12 protein-coding genes and 1 riboswitch are annotated in these 15,042 nt (G+C 72.6%); of the genes, 10 read left to right on the top strand and 2 right to left on the bottom strand.

The genetic code is table 11. From position 1 onward, the window contains the following. Positions 1-25: 25 nt before the first annotated feature. Positions 26-2,428, bottom strand: coding sequence for a YfhO family protein (locus ACZ51S_RS22010; RefSeq protein ID WP_468961751.1), 2,403 nt, complete (start codon positions 2,426-2,428; stop codon positions 26-28). A gap of 177 nt (positions 2,429-2,605) precedes the next feature. On the opposite strand from ACZ51S_RS22010, the gene ACZ51S_RS22005 reads away from it, so the two are divergent. Further along, positions 2,606-3,232: a SurA N-terminal domain-containing protein gene (locus ACZ51S_RS22005; RefSeq protein ID WP_468478802.1), complete on the top strand. Its 627-nt coding sequence runs from the start codon at positions 2,606-2,608 to the stop codon at positions 3,230-3,232. Between the two features lie 28 nt (positions 3,233-3,260). Beyond that, the gene (locus ACZ51S_RS22000) at positions 3,261-4,262 is read left to right on the top strand and encodes a nucleoside triphosphate pyrophosphohydrolase (RefSeq protein ID WP_468478803.1); all 1,002 of its coding nucleotides are present in this window, start codon (positions 3,261-3,263) and stop codon (positions 4,260-4,262) included. A gap of 29 nt (positions 4,263-4,291) precedes the next feature. Here the strand turns inward: ACZ51S_RS22000 and ACZ51S_RS21995 are convergent, their stop codons facing one another. Beyond that, positions 4,292-5,494 (bottom strand): globin domain-containing protein, encoded by a 1,203-nt coding sequence (locus ACZ51S_RS21995; protein WP_468961749.1) that lies wholly within the window; start codon positions 5,492-5,494, stop codon positions 4,292-4,294. Positions 5,495-5,616: 122 nt separating this feature from the next. On the opposite strand from ACZ51S_RS21995, the gene ACZ51S_RS21990 reads away from it, so the two are divergent. From ACZ51S_RS21990 to ACZ51S_RS21955, 8 genes are all read left to right on the top strand, one after another. Beyond that, positions 5,617-6,909: a cytochrome P450 family protein gene (locus tag ACZ51S_RS21990; RefSeq protein WP_468478805.1), complete on the top strand. Its 1,293-nt coding sequence runs from the start codon at positions 5,617-5,619 to the stop codon at positions 6,907-6,909. A 115-nt stretch (positions 6,910-7,024) separates the two neighbouring features. Then, positions 7,025-8,071 (top strand): LysM peptidoglycan-binding domain-containing protein, encoded by a 1,047-nt coding sequence (locus ACZ51S_RS21985; protein ID WP_388939195.1) that lies wholly within the window; start codon positions 7,025-7,027, stop codon positions 8,069-8,071. Positions 8,072-8,345: 274 nt separating this feature from the next. After that, a riboswitch (cyclic di-AMP (ydaO/yuaA leader) is annotated at positions 8,346-8,517 on the top strand. 2 nt (positions 8,518-8,519) lie between these two features. Beyond that, the gene (locus ACZ51S_RS21980; RefSeq protein WP_468804501.1) at positions 8,520-9,254 is read left to right on the top strand and encodes a transglycosylase family protein; all 735 of its coding nucleotides are present in this window, start codon (positions 8,520-8,522) and stop codon (positions 9,252-9,254) included. Positions 9,255-9,569: 315 nt separating this feature from the next. Then, positions 9,570-10,856, top strand: coding sequence for a phosphopyruvate hydratase (gene eno / locus ACZ51S_RS21975; protein ID WP_467888954.1), 1,287 nt, complete (start codon positions 9,570-9,572; stop codon positions 10,854-10,856). A 125-nt stretch (positions 10,857-10,981) separates the two neighbouring features. After that, positions 10,982-11,470: an FtsB family cell division protein gene (locus ACZ51S_RS21970; RefSeq protein WP_388939190.1), complete on the top strand. Its 489-nt coding sequence runs from the start codon at positions 10,982-10,984 to the stop codon at positions 11,468-11,470. A 43-nt stretch (positions 11,471-11,513) separates the two neighbouring features. Beyond that, positions 11,514-12,056, top strand: a complete 543-nt coding sequence (locus ACZ51S_RS21965; protein WP_388939188.1) for a DUF501 domain-containing protein — start codon at positions 11,514-11,516, stop codon at positions 12,054-12,056. Beyond that, the gene (locus ACZ51S_RS21960; RefSeq protein ID WP_468478808.1) at positions 12,053-13,048 is read left to right on the top strand and encodes a Ppx/GppA phosphatase family protein; all 996 of its coding nucleotides are present in this window, start codon (positions 12,053-12,055) and stop codon (positions 13,046-13,048) included. Before ACZ51S_RS21965 ends, ACZ51S_RS21960 begins: the two co-directional genes overlap by 4 nt. 562 nt (positions 13,049-13,610) lie before the next feature. Next, positions 13,611-14,996 (top strand): NAD(P)/FAD-dependent oxidoreductase, encoded by a 1,386-nt coding sequence (locus ACZ51S_RS21955; protein ID WP_388939185.1) that lies wholly within the window; start codon positions 13,611-13,613, stop codon positions 14,994-14,996. Positions 14,997-15,042 lie beyond the last annotated feature (46 nt).

The following is a 15,042-nucleotide window of genomic DNA, read 5'->3' as shown; positions in this document are numbered from 1 at the left end:
GCCGGGCCGGGGACGCGGGTGCGAGCTACACCGCGGCGCCCCGCTGACGGCGCCGGAGCACCGCCGTCCCCAGCACCACCAGGACGGACACCCCCGCGACACCCGCCCCCGCCGCCAGTCCCGGCGGGCTGAACTCGCAGCTCACGGTGGTGGTGCGGCCGTCCAGCGGGACCGCGAGCAGGCCGAGGCGGGACCGCGCGGGGTGCCCGTTGCAGCTCCAGCCGGCGATCGCCGGGGCCGCGACCACCGCCGTCCCGGTGCTGCCCGGGGGCAGGGTGGCGCTCAGCCCGGCGGAGGAGACCCGTACGGCGGTGGCGGCCTTCGCCCGCAGAGCGGTGACCGCCGCCCCCAGCCGGGCCCCGTCCAGGCAGGACAGAGCCCAGCGGGCGGGCGCGGGCCGGTCGAAGACGAGCTTCGAGGCGGGCCCGCGCGAGAGCCCGAGGGACTGGAGCGCCGCCCGGTTCTTCGGGGGGTTGCCGTTCAGCTTGAAGGGGCGGCCGCCGGCGAGGCGGGCCGTGGCGTTGTACTCTGGGGCCCACAGGAAGGCCTCGGTGCCGGCCCGGCAGGTCCCGGGCGCGACCGGGTCCTCGTACACCCGCGCGCCCAGCAGCAGTTCCTGGTTGGCGAAGGGGGACTCGCCGTACGCCACGGGCGCTTCCGCCGGGCGGACGGTGACCAGCGGCAGGGCCTCGGCGCGGGTGACGGTGCCGTCCGGCGCGAGCCGCGCGCCGACCGCGAACACCGCGTCCGTCACCGGGTTGTCCAGGCTCTGCACGCTGCGCCCGCGCGAGGTCCAGCCCGCGCCGAGCGCCGTCATCGTGCGCGTGAACACGTCCGGGGTGTGGCTGCTGTAGTACGCGCCGCCCTCCCCGCCCAGCAGCATCGGGTCGTTGCCCGTCAGCGCCGGCCGGCCCGCGTCGGTCCGGTACGCCGGCCATCCCCCGGCGCCGGCCAGGGCGCGGGCGCGCGCGGTGTGCGCCCGGTCCCAGGAGGGGTAGTCGTCCAGCCCGGCCAGCTTGCGCAGGTCGCCGTACGCCGTCGTCGCCGCGGCCTGCGCCACCAGCACCACCGTCAGCAGACCCGCCGCCACCGGCAGCAGCCGCCGGTGGCCGAGCGCCCGCCAGGCCCAGGCGCTCAGCGCCAGCCCGCCCGCGAAGAGGGCGTACCCCCACGCCGTCGGCAGGGCGCTGCCGCCCGCCCACAGCGCGGCCGCCGTGAGCAGGTCGGCGCCCGCCGCGAGCGCCCGTACGCCGGGCACGCCCGCGGCGAGACCCGTCCAGGCGGCGATCACCGCGATGCCGGCCAGCACGAAGGTCTGCCGGTACGCGCTGCCGTTCGGGGTCGCGAAGAGGTGCCAGGCCAGATGGGTCGGCTCCCACTGGAGGGACAGCGCCACCGCCGCCACCAGCCCCGCCCACCACCAGCGGGTGCGGGCCGGCAGCGCCCGGTGGAACGGCAGGGCCGCCAGGAGCAGCAGCGTCCCGGTGCCCACGAACACGGCGGGTGAGTTGAAGGAGTACGTCGCCGGCAGCAGCCGCGCGAACAGGTCCGACCACGGCACCGGGCCGAACTCCCTGGACCAGCCCGGGTACGCCTGCTTCGAGCTGAGGAACAGCGGCAGCAGCACCGGAGCCGCGAGGCCGATCCCGAGCACGGTGGTCGCCACCGCCCGCCCGATCACCCGGGCCCGCTCGCGCGGCCCTTCCCGGGTCAGCACCACCCGCACCACCAGCACCAGCGCCGCGCCCAGCGTGGCCATGTACGCGGTGTAGAAGTTGGCCGTCCAGCCCACCGCCACGACCAGCACGCCCAGCACGGGGCGCCGCGAACGCAGCGCCCACTCGCCGGTCAGGCACAGCAGCGGGAAGGCCACCAGCCCGTCCAGCCACATCGGGTTGTACGCGGCCTCGATCACCGACCAGCCGCACAGCGCGTACGAGGCCCCCAGCAGCCCCGCCGCCCACCAGGGCCCGCTCCGCTGGGTCCGCAGCAGCCAGGCCATGGCCGCCGCCGCGGCCGCCGTCTTGAGCACGGTCACCACGTACACCGCGAGGTCGACGTCCTCGCGCGGGAACAGCGCCACCAGCACGGCGAACGGGCTCGTCAGGTACGTGCCGAAGTCGGGCAGGAAGCTGGTGCCGTAGCCGGACTGCCAGTTGAGGAGGAGACCGCCCTCGGCCCGCCCGTGCAGCAGGTCCCACAGGTGCGCGTGGAACGGCACGAACTGGTTCCCGAGGTCGTTGACGCTGCGGTGGCGCGGTCCGTACGGGAACACCCGCGCGACGGCGTCCCCGCCGCACACGGCCACGGCCGTGACGAGCGAGGCCACCACCGCCCCGAGCGCCCCCGGCCCGCGCCCGGAGCGCCGCGGCGCCCGCGCATCGGGACGGTACGGGATCCGGGGCTGGGCGAGCTGCGATGTCGGCATGGTGCTCCGACGATCTCAGGAAGGGCGGGCCCCGCGGCGACCGGGGGGTGAACTCGCACCCCAACACCACCGGAATCGTTGGTCGAACCGGTGGCTCGGGCCACCCTGACTGCATACCATCGATCACCGCACGGCCCTTGTGCACCGACGCACAATCTCCCGGCCCTGGAGGCTCTCTTGCACCGTCGCACAGCGCTCTCCGTCTCCGCCGTCCTGCTCGTGGCGGCTCCCCTGCTCACCGCTTGCTCGGGCGGGACCCGGCCCGGCACCGCGGCCGTCGTCGGGGGTGAGCGCATCACCACCTCGGCCCTCCAGGCCCAGGTCGCCGACGTGCGCACCGCCCAGAACCGGTCCGAGGAGGGGGCGCAGCTGATCGGCGCCACCGCCGGGCTGGAACGGCTGAAACTGAACAAGATGATCCAGAGCGCCGTCCTGGAGCGGGCCGCGAAGGACGCCGGGCTGAGCGTCAGTCCCAAGGAGGTCGAGGACGTCCGCAAGGCGCAGCTCCAGCAGCTGGGCGGCGAGGAGGAGCTCCGGGACGCGGCGCTCCAGCAGGCGCAGCTGGCCCCGGGGCAGATCGAGGCGGACACCCGCTTCAAGCTGCTGCGCGACAAGCTCTTCGCGCACTACGGGAGCCAGGACAAGGCCGTGGCCAAGCTGGCGGAGGCGGCGAAGGCCCTGCACATCGAGGTGAACCCGCGCTACGGACGCTGGGACGCGCAGCAGATCCTGCTCGGCGACCAGGAGACGCCGTGGATCACCCAGCGGACCCGCCCCGAGCAGGCGGCACCCGCCGGAGCGTGACGGCCGCGGGCGGAGGTAGGTTCGGAGTGTGACCGACACCGCCGCCCCCGCCGCCGCCGAGCCCACCGGCCGGATCGTCCTGCTGACCGCCAGCCACCGGGTCGCCCCCGGGCTGCTGTCCTGGCCGGCCTGGCAGACCCTGCACGCCGCGGACCGGGTGCTGTGCGCCGACCCGGGTCACCCGCAGCTGCCGTACCTGCGCGAGGCGGGGGTCGAGGTGGCGCACGAGGTCCCGGACGCGCACGGGCTGGTCGAGGCCTGCGCCGGGGGCCGCACGGTCGTGGTGCTGCCCGGCGGCGAGGGCGACCAGCGGCTGACGGACGGGCTGGCCCGGCTGGCCGGCTCGGGCCGGGTCGCCATGCCCGACCTGGAGCTGCTGCCCGGCTCCTACGACCTGCCGGGCGCGCGGCTGCTGGACCTGGTGCAGGTCATGGACCGGGTGCGCCGCGAGTGCCCCTGGACCTCGCGCCAGACCCACGAGGGGCTGGTGAAGTACGCCATCGAGGAGGCGTACGAGCTGGTCGAGGCGATCGAGGACGGCGACCGGGACGCACTGCGCGAGGAGCTCGGCGACGTCCTGCTCCAGGTGGTCTTCCACGCGCGCATCGCCGAGGAGGAGGGCGGCGGCGAGGACGGCGCGGAGGCCTTCTCCATCGACGACGTCGCGGGCGACCTCGTCGAGAAACTGATCCGGCGCCACCCCCACGTGTTCGGGGACGCCACCGCGGAGTCTCCGGACGACGTCCGCGCCCACTGGCAGGCCACGAAGGCGGTCGAGAAGCAGCGGGACTCGGTCACCGACGGGATCCCGCTGGGCCAGCCCGGCCTGGCGCTCGCGGCCAAGCTCGCCGGGCGGGCCCGTACGGGCTCGGTGGCCGTGGAGCTGCCCCGGGGCGAGGGCGTCGGGTACGAGCTGCTGGAGCTGGCGGCGCGCGCCGAGGCGTCGGGGACCGACCCCGAGACGGCGCTGCGCGCGGCGGCCCGCGTCTACCGGGACGCGATCCGGGCGGCCGAGGGAGCCGCCGAGTAGCCCGCCGGCGTCGGCCCGCCGGCCAGGGGTCAGTGCGGGCGGGGGGCACGGCCCGACGGGTCGTGCCAGTGCGGGGCCGGGCGGTGCAGGAACCATTCGCCGAAGCCCAGCGGCCGGGTGCCGGGGGCGCCGCCGAGGGGGAGCGCGTCGTGGAAGAGCCGGTCGGGGCGGGCGCCGAGCTCCTCCAGGAGGTGGACGGTCTCCTCGATGAACCGCGCCGGCCCGCTGAGGTAGACGTCCTGCTCCCGCCACAGGCCGCGGTGGCCGAGCGCGGTCGCCAGCCGGGCGGTGGCCTGGTCGCGGTGCTGTCCGGGGGCGGGGGTGATGTAGGTGACGCCGAGCCAGGGGCAGGCGGCGGCGTGCCCGTCGATCAGGGGCCGGTCGTAGAGGTGCGCGGAGTCCCGGGCGACCACGAAGAGCCGTACGTCGTGGTCGGGAGGGTGCTGGACGAGTTCCTCCAGCAGGGCCCGTACGGGCGCCCAGCCGGTGCCGGCGGCGATGAGGGTGAGGGGGCGGTCCTCGCGGCGCAGGGTGAGCCGGCCGCCGGGGGCGCCGAGCCGCAGCACCTCGCCGGGCAGGACGTCGCGGACCAGGGCGGTGCTGAGCCGGCCGCCGTCGATCCGGCTGACGTGCAGGTCGACGGTGCCGTCGGGGCGGGGGGCGTTGCCGAGGGAGTACGTGCGCCAGGTCACCGGGACGCGGTCGCTGCTCACGCTCACGTACTGGCCGGGCCGGTAGGGCAGTGGGACGCGCGGGGCGAGGGTCAGTACGCCGATGTCCTCTCCGTACCGGAGGTGGCGCACCACCTCGGCGTCCCACCAGGGGGGTTCGTCGCTCTCGGCGGCGCCGGCGGTCATCGCGTCGGCGATGCGCCGGTAGGCCTCGGACCAGGCCTTCTCGACGGCCGGCGACCAGGCGGCGCCGGAGGTCTCGGCGAGGGCGGCGAGCAGGCTGGTGCCGACGGCGGCGTAGTGCCCGGGGCCGACGAGGAACTTGCGGTGGTCGCGTCCGAGGTCGCGTAGATAGGGGAGCAGGGTCTCGCTCTCCAGGTGGTCGACGACATGGGTCAGGGCGGCGAAGAGCCGGTCGCGCTGGCGCTCCATGTCCTCGGAGGAGGCCGGGAAGAGTTCGCGGAGCCCGGGGTTGTGCCAGAAGAGGTGCGAGTAGAAGTACTTGACCGCGTGTTCGGCCCGTCTCTCCACCACCGCGAAACTGCTTTTCAAGATCCTCACGTCCACAGGACCGACAGTAGGAGCGCCGCGGAACCCGGCGTCAAGCGATCTCCGATCTGCGGACAGCCGCGACGAAGGGGTCATATGGGATGGCCGGTGGTGGGCCGGGATACGGTCGACGGGTGCACGATCAGACCCCCGCCGCCCCGTCCGACCCGTCCCGCCCCCAGGGGCCGACGCTCTTCGACTGGGAGTTCGCGACCGACCCCTACCCCGCCTACGCCTGGCTGCGCGAGCACTCCCCGGTGCACCGCACCAAGCTCCCCAGCGGGGTGGAGGCCTGGCTGGTGACCCGGTACGCGGACGCCCGCCAGGCCCTCGCCGACCAGCGGCTGAGCAAGAACCCGGCGCACCACGCGGAGCCGGCGCACGCCAAGGGCAAGACCGGGATCCCGGGGGAGCGCAAGGCGGAGCTGATGACGCACCTTCTGAACATCGACCCGCCGGACCACACCCGGCTGCGGCGGCTGGTGTCGAAGGCGTTCACCCCGCGCCGCGTGGCCGAGTTCACCCCGCGCGTGCAGGAGCTGACCGACGACCTCATCGACCGGATCGTGGCGAGGGCGCGGGCCGAGGGGAAGGGGGAGGCGGACCTCATCCACGAGTTCGCCTTCCCCCTCCCCATCTACGCCATCTGCGAGATGCTCGGCGTACCGCGGGAGGACCAGGACGACTTCCGGGACTGGGCCGGGATGATGATCCGGCACGGGGGCGGACCGCGCGGCGGGGTGGCCCGCTCCGTGAAGCGGATGCGCACCTATCTCGGGGAACTCATCCACCGCAAGCGGGATGATCTGGGCAATGACCTCATCTCCGATCTGATCCGGGCAAGTGACCACGGAGACCATCTGACGGAGGCCGAGGCCACGGCGATGGCCTTCATCCTGCTCTTCGCGGGCTTCGAGACGACCGTGAACCTCATCGGCAACGGCATCCACTCCCTCTTCATGAACCCGGACCAGCGCGAGCGCCTCCAGGCCTCCCTCGCGGCCGGGGAGAGCGCGCTGCTGGAGACCGGGGTCGAGGAACTGCTGCGCTACGACGGCCCCGTGGAGCTCGCCACCTGGCGGTTCGCCACCCGGCCGCTGACCCTCGGAGGCCAGGAGATCGCGGCCGGGGACCCGGTGCTCGTGGTCCTCGCGGCGGCCGACCGCGATCCGGAGCGGTTCGACGGGCCGGACACCCTCGACCTCTCCCGGAGTGACAATCAGCACCTCGGATACGGCCACGGGATCCACTACTGCCTCGGCGCTCCGCTCGCCCGTCTCGAAGGCCAGACGGCACTCGGGACTTTGCTCAAGCGTCTGCCGGATCTGGAACTTGCCGTTCCCCCCACGGACCTGCGCTGGCGCGGCGGGCTCATCATGCGTGGCCTGCGCACCCTCCCGGTCCGGTTTACAGTCCCGAACGCCTGAGGGCGCGCGCGAAGCAGAACTGACCGGAAGTCAGTCCACTCCCGAACTTGTGACATCCGTTCGAAGGCGGCTAGGTTCTGCCGTTACCCCGCCGTTATACGAAAGGTGCAGTCTCATGCTTCCCGGGAACGGCCGCCACAGACGCCCCCGCCAGGTACCCGCGATCGTCGTCACCGCAGGAGTCACCGGCTCCGCGCTGGCCATGCCGCTGCTCGCCGCCACCGGCGCGAGCGCGGCCGACACCGCCACGTGGGACAAGGTCGCCGACTGCGAGAGCGGCGGCACCTGGAGCGCGAACTCCGGCAGCGGCGCCTACGGCGGGCTGCAGTTCACGCTGGAGCAGTGGAAGAACGCGGGCGGGCTCGCGTACGCGGAACGCCCGGACCTCGCCAGCCGCTCCCAGCAGATCGCGGTCGCCGAGCGGGTGCTGGCCTCCCAGGGCCCCCAGGCGTGGCCGCTGTGCTCCGCCTCGGCCGGGCTGACCCAGCAGGGGCCGACGCCCGAGGTGGACCCGGGCGACAACAAGAACCCGGGGCCCGTCGCGCCCACCCCGACCCGGCCGGACGAATCGGTGCCGGTCACCGGCAAGGGCAAGCCCTCCACGGACTTCGGCGCGCCGACTCCGGCGCCGAACAGCCCGTCCACCGGACCGAGCGTGCTGCCGGACTACCCGCTCGGCCCCTCCAGCGGACTGCCCGTCATGCCCGAGCCGGACTTCACCGTCCAGCCCACCACGCCCCCGGTCTCCCCGACCGCCCCGGGCACCCCCGTCGCCCCGGTCTCCCCGACCGCGCCGGGCACCCCGACCTCCCCGGCCGGCCCGACGGCCCCGGCCGTCCCGGGCCTCACGCCGACCGCCCCGGCCGTCCCGGGCGCGCCGTCCGGCACGCCGTCGGCCACCCCGTCCGCCGAGGCGGGCGACGGCGGGGGCAAGCACCGCGGTCCGGCCGCCGTCGAGCTCCCGGCGGCGCCTGGCGCGGCGTCAGCCGCCCCCGGCGATCCCACGTACACCGTGAAGCCGGGCGACAGCCTCGCGGCCATCGCGGACGCCAAGGGGCTCAAGGGGGGCTGGAACGAGCTCTACAAGGCCAACGAGCAGGTCATCGGCGGGGACGCGGACCTCATCAAGCCGGGACAGAACCTGGATCTAACCAAGGAATAGGGGCAGTTCGGGCATCCAATAAGACTTGAATGTCCGTTATCGGTAAATGAGACATGCATCTCTTCCGGTCAACTGGCGTGTCTCGTTCCGGAACTTCCGCAAACCCCGCTCCGACCTGCGCAAACGCGCCTTTGAGGAACGCAAGTAGGCCGGTTTCTCCCCAAAATCACACGTTGAACATCGGGGAGAGACCTGTCTACCTTCTGAATCGCTCGCCACCGCGGGCTCCTTCGACCGCATCGCCGAATCCTGCCGGCGGACGGAGGGAACAGTCGTCGCGCAAGCGCCGAAGGCAGGAGCGGGGGAACCAAGGTAGGCGCCGGGAGAGGCCGTTGTGATGCGGCCGCGTACCGGCTAGGGGTGAAGACACGCGCCGCGCCGCGTGACCGGGCAACTCATCCGCCCGAACCCGACAGCTCACCTCGAAGGCGTCGGTGAGGAGAAATCCATGCTGCTTTCCGGCAAGGGCAAGCACCGCCGCGGCTCCAAGGCCGTCCGCATCGTCACGCTCGCCGGTGTCGCCGGTGTCGCCGTCGCGGCCCCGCTGATGGCCGCGGGCACCGCCAGCGCCGCCACCGCGTCCGAGTGGGACAAGGTCGCCGCCTGCGAGTCCGGCGGCAACTGGTCCATCAACACCGGCAACGGCTACTACGGCGGTCTGCAGTTCTCCGCCTCCACCTGGGCGGCGTACGGCGGCAAGGCCTACGCCTCGCAGGCCAACCAGGCCAGCAAGGCCCAGCAGATAGCCATCGCCGAGAAGGTCCTCAAGGGCCAGGGCAAGGGCGCCTGGCCGCACTGCGGCGTCGGCCTGTCCAACTCCTCGTACAACGGCGGCGGCACGGCCACCCCGGCCAAGCCGAAGCCCGCCACCAAGCCCGCCCCGGCCAAGCCCGCCCCGGCCAAGCCGGCCCCGGCGAAGCCGTCCACGCCGAAGGCCGACACCGAGACCAAGGGCTCCGGCTCCGGCTCGGGCAACTGGACCCCGGCCAAGCCGTCGACCCCGAAGACCGATGCCCCGAAGACGGGCAACGGCTCCTACGTGGTCAAGGAGGGCGACACCCTCGGCACCATCGCCGACGCCCACAAGGTCAAGGGCGGCTGGGAGAAGCTCTTCGAGCTCAACAAGGACACCGTGTCCGACGCCGACCTGATCTTCCCGGGCCAGAAGCTGAAGCTCGCCTGAACGTCCGCGTAACACTCGCGGCACCCCGCAGCATCCCCACCGCCCGGCGCGTATCCACCCACGCGCCGGGCGGCGGCATGTCGTGCGCCGGTACCCGCATATCGGAACCGGACCCCTGTCTTCCGATGTCCGGTCCGCCGCGCAACGCGCGGGAGCACGGGCCCTATGTCCCGGAAGGCGGGCATTCGGCACCTTTTTCGTCCCAGGACCCGGGCGGTCGGGCAGCCCACCGCCCCGAGCCGGTTAGGCTCTAGTCGGCGGGGCCGTCCCACGGCCCCACGCCACCGCACACCCAGCGTCACATCCCAGAAGGAGATGCTCGTGCCGTCCATCGACGTCGTCGTAGCCCGGGAAATCCTGGACTCCCGAGGCAACCCCACGGTCGAGGTCGAGGTGGGCCTCGACGACGGCAGCACCGGCCGTGCTGCCGTTCCGTCCGGCGCCTCCACCGGTGCCTTCGAGGCCATCGAGCTCCGTGACGGTGACCCCAACCGTTACATGGGCAAGGGCGTGGAGAAGGCCGTCCTCGCCGTCATCGAGCAGATCGGCCCGGAGCTCGTCGGCTACGACGCCACCGAGCAGCGCCTGATCGACCAGGCCATGTTCGACCTCGACGCCACCGACAACAAGGGCTCGCTCGGCGCCAACGCCATCCTCGGCGTCTCCCTGGCCGTCGCGCACGCCGCGTCCGAGGCCTCGGACCTGCCGCTGTTCCGCTACCTGGGCGGCCCGAACGCGCACCTGCTGCCCGTTCCGATGATGAACATCCTCAACGGTGGGTCGCACGCCGACTCCAACGTCGACATCCAGGAGTTCATGATCGCCCCGATCGGCGCGGAGTCCTTCTCCGAGGCGCTGCGCTGGGGTGCCGAGGTCTACCACACCCTCAAGAAGGTCCTGCACACCAAGGGCCTCTCCACCGGCCTGGGCGACGAGGGCGGCTTCGCCCCGAACCTGGAGTCCAACCGCGCCGCGCTCGACCTCATCATCGAGGCCATCAAGCAGGCCGGCTACACCCCGGGCAAGGACATCGCGCTCGCGCTCGACGTCGCCGCGTCCGAGTTCTACAAGGACGGCAAGTACGAGTTCGAGGGCCAGTCCCGCTCGGCCGCCGAGATGACGGACTACTACGCCGAGCTCGTCGACGCGTACCCGCTGGTCTCCATCGAGGACCCGCTGTTCGAGGACGACTGGGCCGGCTGGAAGACCATCACCGACCGCCTGGGCTCCAAGGTCCAGATCGTCGGAGACGACCTCTTCGTCACCAACCCCGAGCGCCTCGCCCGCGGCATCGAGGAGGGCTCCGCCAACGCCCTGCTCGTGAAGGTGAACCAGATCGGTTCCCTGACCGAGACCCTCGACGCCGTCGAGATGGCCCAGCGCAACGGCTTCAAGTGCATGATGTCGCACCGTTCCGGCGAGACCGAGGACGTCACCATCGCCGACCTCGCCGTCGCCGTGAACTGCGGTCAGATCAAGACCGGCGCCCCGGCCCGCTCGGACCGCGTCGCCAAGTACAACCAGCTGCTGCGCATCGAGGAGATCCTCGACGACGCGGCCGTGTACGCCGGCCGCAGCGCCTTCCCGCGCTTCAAGGGCTGACACGCCTTCAGGGCGGAACCCCTCGGGGACACCCCTGGGGCTCACGCCTCCGTACGTCCCCGCACTCGGTCCCGTACCGTGTGCGGGGACGTATTGCGTAGTGCGCGCACAGGGGAGGCGGGGCCATGACCGGGAACCGGGACCGGTTCTCCACCTTCTCGACGGCGACCCGGCTCAGGCAGCTCGGCGAACGGACCGCGGCCCACGTCTACCGCTCGCAGTCCCGCCGGCACATCCGCCGCAGCCGGCTCACCGGCCGGGCGGCGCTGCTGGTGCTCGTCCTCTGTACGCTGGTCGTCGCCCTCGCGTATCCGATGCGCCAGTACGTCTCCCAGCGCTCGGAGATCAAGGACCAGCAGCGGGCCGCCGACACCGCGCGCAAGCGCCTCGAACAGCTCCGCGACGAGAAGGCCCGCTGGCAGGACCCCGCCTACGCGGAGCAGCAGGCGCGCAAGCACCTGCACTTCCTGCGCCCGGGGGAGATCGGCTACATCATGAGCGACCCCGGGGCCGCGGCCCCGGAGCACCGCCGCGGCGGTCAGGACGGTTCCGACCGGCCCTGGTACTCCAACGTCTGGGACGGCGTCGACAAGGCCGACCGCCCCGGCGAATGACCCACCCATCACGTACGACCGAACGAAGAGACTTCCTCCAGGCATGCAGACGCCCCCGCCCCAGACCGACCGGACCGAGCCGACCGACGCGGACATCGAGGCGTTCGAGCAGCAGCTCGGGCGCCCGCCGCGCGGGCTCCGCGCCATCGCGCACCGCTGCCCCTGCGGCCAGCCGGACGTCGTCGAGACCGCACCCCGGCTGCCCGACGGCACCCCCTTCCCCACGCTGTACTACCTGACGTGCCCGCGCGCGGCCTCCGCGATCGGCACGCTGGAGGCCAACGGCGTGATGAAGGAGATGCAGGCCCGGCTCGCCGAGGACCCGGAGCTCGCCGCCGCCTACCAGAAGGCGCACGAGGACTACATCCAGCGCCGTGACGCCATCGAGGTGCTCCAGGGCTTCCCGAGCGCCGGCGGCATGCCGGACCGGGTCAAGTGCCTGCACGTGCTGGTGGGCCACTCGCTGGCCGCCGGTCCCGGGGTGAACCCGTTCGGCGACGAGGCGCTGGCCATGCTGCCGGAATGGTGGGCCAAGGGCGCGTGCGTCACCCCGTGCGGGGAGAAGAAGGCGGAGGGGGCCGAGTGACCCGGGTCGCGGCCATCGACTGCGGCACGAACTCCATCCGCCTCCTCGTCGCCGACTGCACGGTGTCCGCCGGCGCCTCCGGCGAGGGGGCCGTCAAGGAGCTGGTCGAGCTCGACCGCCGGATGACCATCGTCCGGCTCGGCCAGGGCGTGGACGAGACCGGCCGGCTGGCCCCGGAGGCGCTGGAGCGCACCTTCGCGGCCTGCCGCGAGTACGCCGCCGTGATCAAGGAGTTCGGCGCCGAGCGGGTCCGCTTCGTCGCCACCTCCGCCTCGCGCGACGCGGAGAACCGGGACGAGTTCGTCCAGGGGGTCATGGACATCCTCGGGGTCGAGCCCGAGGTGATCTCCGGCGACCAGGAGGCGGAGCTCTCCTTCACCGGCGCCACCGGGGAACTCGTCGCCCATGAGCACCTGGAGCGGCCGTTCCTGGTGGTGGACATCGGCGGCGGCTCGACCGAGTTCGTCGTCGGCGAGGAACACGTGCGCGCCGCCCGGTCGGTGGACGTGGGCTGCGTACGGATGACCGAGCGCCACCTGGTGGTGGACGGCCGGGTCACCGACCCGCCGACACGGGAGCAGATCACCGCGATGCGGGCCGACGTCGAGGCGGCCCTGGACCTGGCCGCCGAGAAGGTCCCGCTGGCCGAGGCCCGCACCCTGGTGGGCCTGGCGGGTTCGGTGACCACGGTCGCCGCGATCGCCCTGGGCCTGGCCGAGTACGACTCGTCGGCCATCCACCACGCCCGGATCTCCTACGAGCAGGTCCGCGAGATCAGCGGACGCATGCTGACCGCCACCCACGCGGAGCGCGCCGCCATCCCCGTGATGCACCCGGGCCGGGTCGACGTGATCGGTGCGGGCGCCCTGGTCCTGCTCGCGATCATGGAGCGGATCGGAGCCACCGAGGTCGTGGTCTCCGAGCACGACATCCTCGACGGCATCGCCCTCAAGGCCGCCGAAGGGGCCGGGAACGACGAGCGGCGGGTCTGACCCGCCGGATCGCCGGACGGCGGTTCCCCCGGCCGGCCGGGGGAACCGCCGCCGTGCGCCGGCCACCGGCCTCGACGCGCACCGGGCGGGCCGCTCCTCCCGGCTGAACATCGTGTTCCGCCCGATGGGTGGCTGGTGGGCAGGGGGAGGGGGCCCGGTGCGGCGGCAGTGCGAGGGCGATGAGGGGCCCCCGGGGCGGCCGAAAGTGCCTCTGCGGGAACGAGGTTCGTGAAGTTCTTCACAAGGAAAAAGGCTCTGCCAGGTCAACAACAGGGCCCTTCGGGACCTTCTTGGGGGTCGCAGGGCCGTTTCAGCACCTGTTTGTGCGATGCGCGGCCGCAACGGGTTTCGTATCAGAGGTAAGGACGAAACCCAGTGGTCCAGTCCGGTTGAGGCCTTGGAGGCCAGTTCAGGACGGGTGAACAACGACTCCCGTTACCTGTTGGTTCCCGTTGCGCGCCATGACCTGGGTCACGCGGGCCGCGCAGTGTAACAGAGGCCTCGGGACACCTTGTGAAGGGGCTCACGAGCGTCACTCCTTGGGGTGCTGGATACTCGTTCCATGAGCACCACGGAGCGTCCCAGGATCCTCGTAGTAGGAGGTGGGTACGTAGGCCTGTACGCGGCCAAGCGCATCATGAAGAAGATGCGCTACGGCGAGGCGACCGTCACGGTCGTCGACCCGCGGTCGTACATGACCTACCAGCCCTTCCTCCCCGAAGTGGCCGCAGGCAACATCTCGCCTCGGCACGTTGTCGTCCCGCTGCGACGCGTGCTGCCCAAGGCTGAGGTTCTCACCGGCCGGGTCACCACCATCGACCAGGACCGCAAGGTCGCCGTCGTCACGCCGCTGGTCGGCGAGGCGTACGAGCTGCCCTTCGACTACCTGGTGATCGCGCTCGGCGCCGTCTCCCGCACCTTCCCGATCCCCGGCCTGGCCGAACAGGGCATCGGCATGAAGGGCGTCGAGGAGGGCATCGGCCTGCGCAACCACGTCCTCGAGCAGCTCGACAAGGCCGAGTCCACGACGGACGAGAACGTCCGCCGCAAGGCCCTCACCTTCGTCTTCGTCGGCGGCGGGTTCGCCGGCGCCGAGACGATCGGCGAGGTCGAGGACATGGCCCGCGACGCCGTGAAGTACTACTCCACGATCAAGCGCGAGGACATGCGCTTCATCCTGGTCGACGCGGCCGACAAGATCCTTCCCGAGGTCGGGCCGAAGCTCGGCACCTGGGGCAAGGAGCACCTCGAGTCCCGCGGCATCGAGATCTACCTCAACACCTCCATGGACTCCTGCGTGGACGGCCACGTGGTGCTGAAGAACGGCCTCGAGGTCGACTCCAGCACCATCGTGTGGACCGCCGGCGTCAAGCCGAACCCGGCGCTGGCCCGCTACGGCCTGCCGCTGGGCCCGCGCGGCCACGTGGACACCGCCCCGACCCTCCAGGTCCAGGGCACGGACTACATCTGGGCCGCCGGCGACAATGCCCAGGTCCCGGACGTCGCCGCCCGCAAGGCCGGCGTCGAGAACGCCTGGTGCCCGCCGAACGCCCAGCACGCGCTGCGCCAGGCCAAGGTCCTCGGCGACAACGTGGTCTCCGGCATGCGGGGCTTCCCGCAGAAGGAGTACGCGCACTCCAACAAGGGTGCGGTGGCGGGCCTCGGCCTCCACAAGGGCGTCGCGATGATCGTCATGGGCAAGATGAAGATCAAGCTCAAGGGCCGGCTCGCCTGGTACATGCACCGTGGCTACCACGGCATGGCCATGCCGACCTGGAACCGCAAGATCCGCGTCTTCGCCGACTGGACCCTCGGCATGTTCCTCAAGCGCGAGGTCGTCTCCCTCGGAGCGCTGGAGACCCCGCGCGAGGAGTTCTACGAGGCCGCCAAGCCGGCGCCGGCCCCGGCCGCCGCCGCTGCCCCGGCCGAGAAGGCCAAGGCCTCCTGACCCCGGCCGCTCCGGCAGGTCACTGAGCACGACCCCGAAGGGGCCG

Source organism: Streptomyces sp. NPDC034043 (assembly GCF_055575675.1).
The sequence above is the reverse complement of the archived record's forward strand: the minus strand, read 5'-3'. Positions and strand labels throughout refer to the sequence as shown.

What these genes read in the sequence shown, in the direction of transcription:
- eno (WP_467888954.1), top strand. Translation starts at nt 9,570, where the DNA reads ATGCTCGTGCCGTCCATCGACGTCGTCGTAGCCCGGGAAATCCTGGAC.
- ACZ51S_RS21965 (WP_388939188.1), top strand. Translation starts at nt 11,514, where the DNA reads ATGCAGACGCCCCCGCCCCAGACCGACCGGACCGAGCCGACCGACGCG.
- ACZ51S_RS21955 (WP_388939185.1), top strand. Translation starts at nt 13,611, where the DNA reads ATGAGCACCACGGAGCGTCCCAGGATCCTCGTAGTAGGAGGTGGGTAC.
- ACZ51S_RS21985 (WP_388939195.1), top strand. Translation starts at nt 7,025, where the DNA reads ATGCTTCCCGGGAACGGCCGCCACAGACGCCCCCGCCAGGTACCCGCG.
- ACZ51S_RS21970 (WP_388939190.1), top strand. Translation starts at nt 10,982, where the DNA reads ATGACCGGGAACCGGGACCGGTTCTCCACCTTCTCGACGGCGACCCGG.
- ACZ51S_RS21980 (WP_468804501.1), top strand. Translation starts at nt 8,520, where the DNA reads ATGCTGCTTTCCGGCAAGGGCAAGCACCGCCGCGGCTCCAAGGCCGTC.
- ACZ51S_RS22010 (WP_468961751.1), bottom strand. Translation starts at nt 2,428, where the DNA reads ATGCCGACATCGCAGCTCGCCCAGCCCCGGATCCCGTACCGTCCCGAT.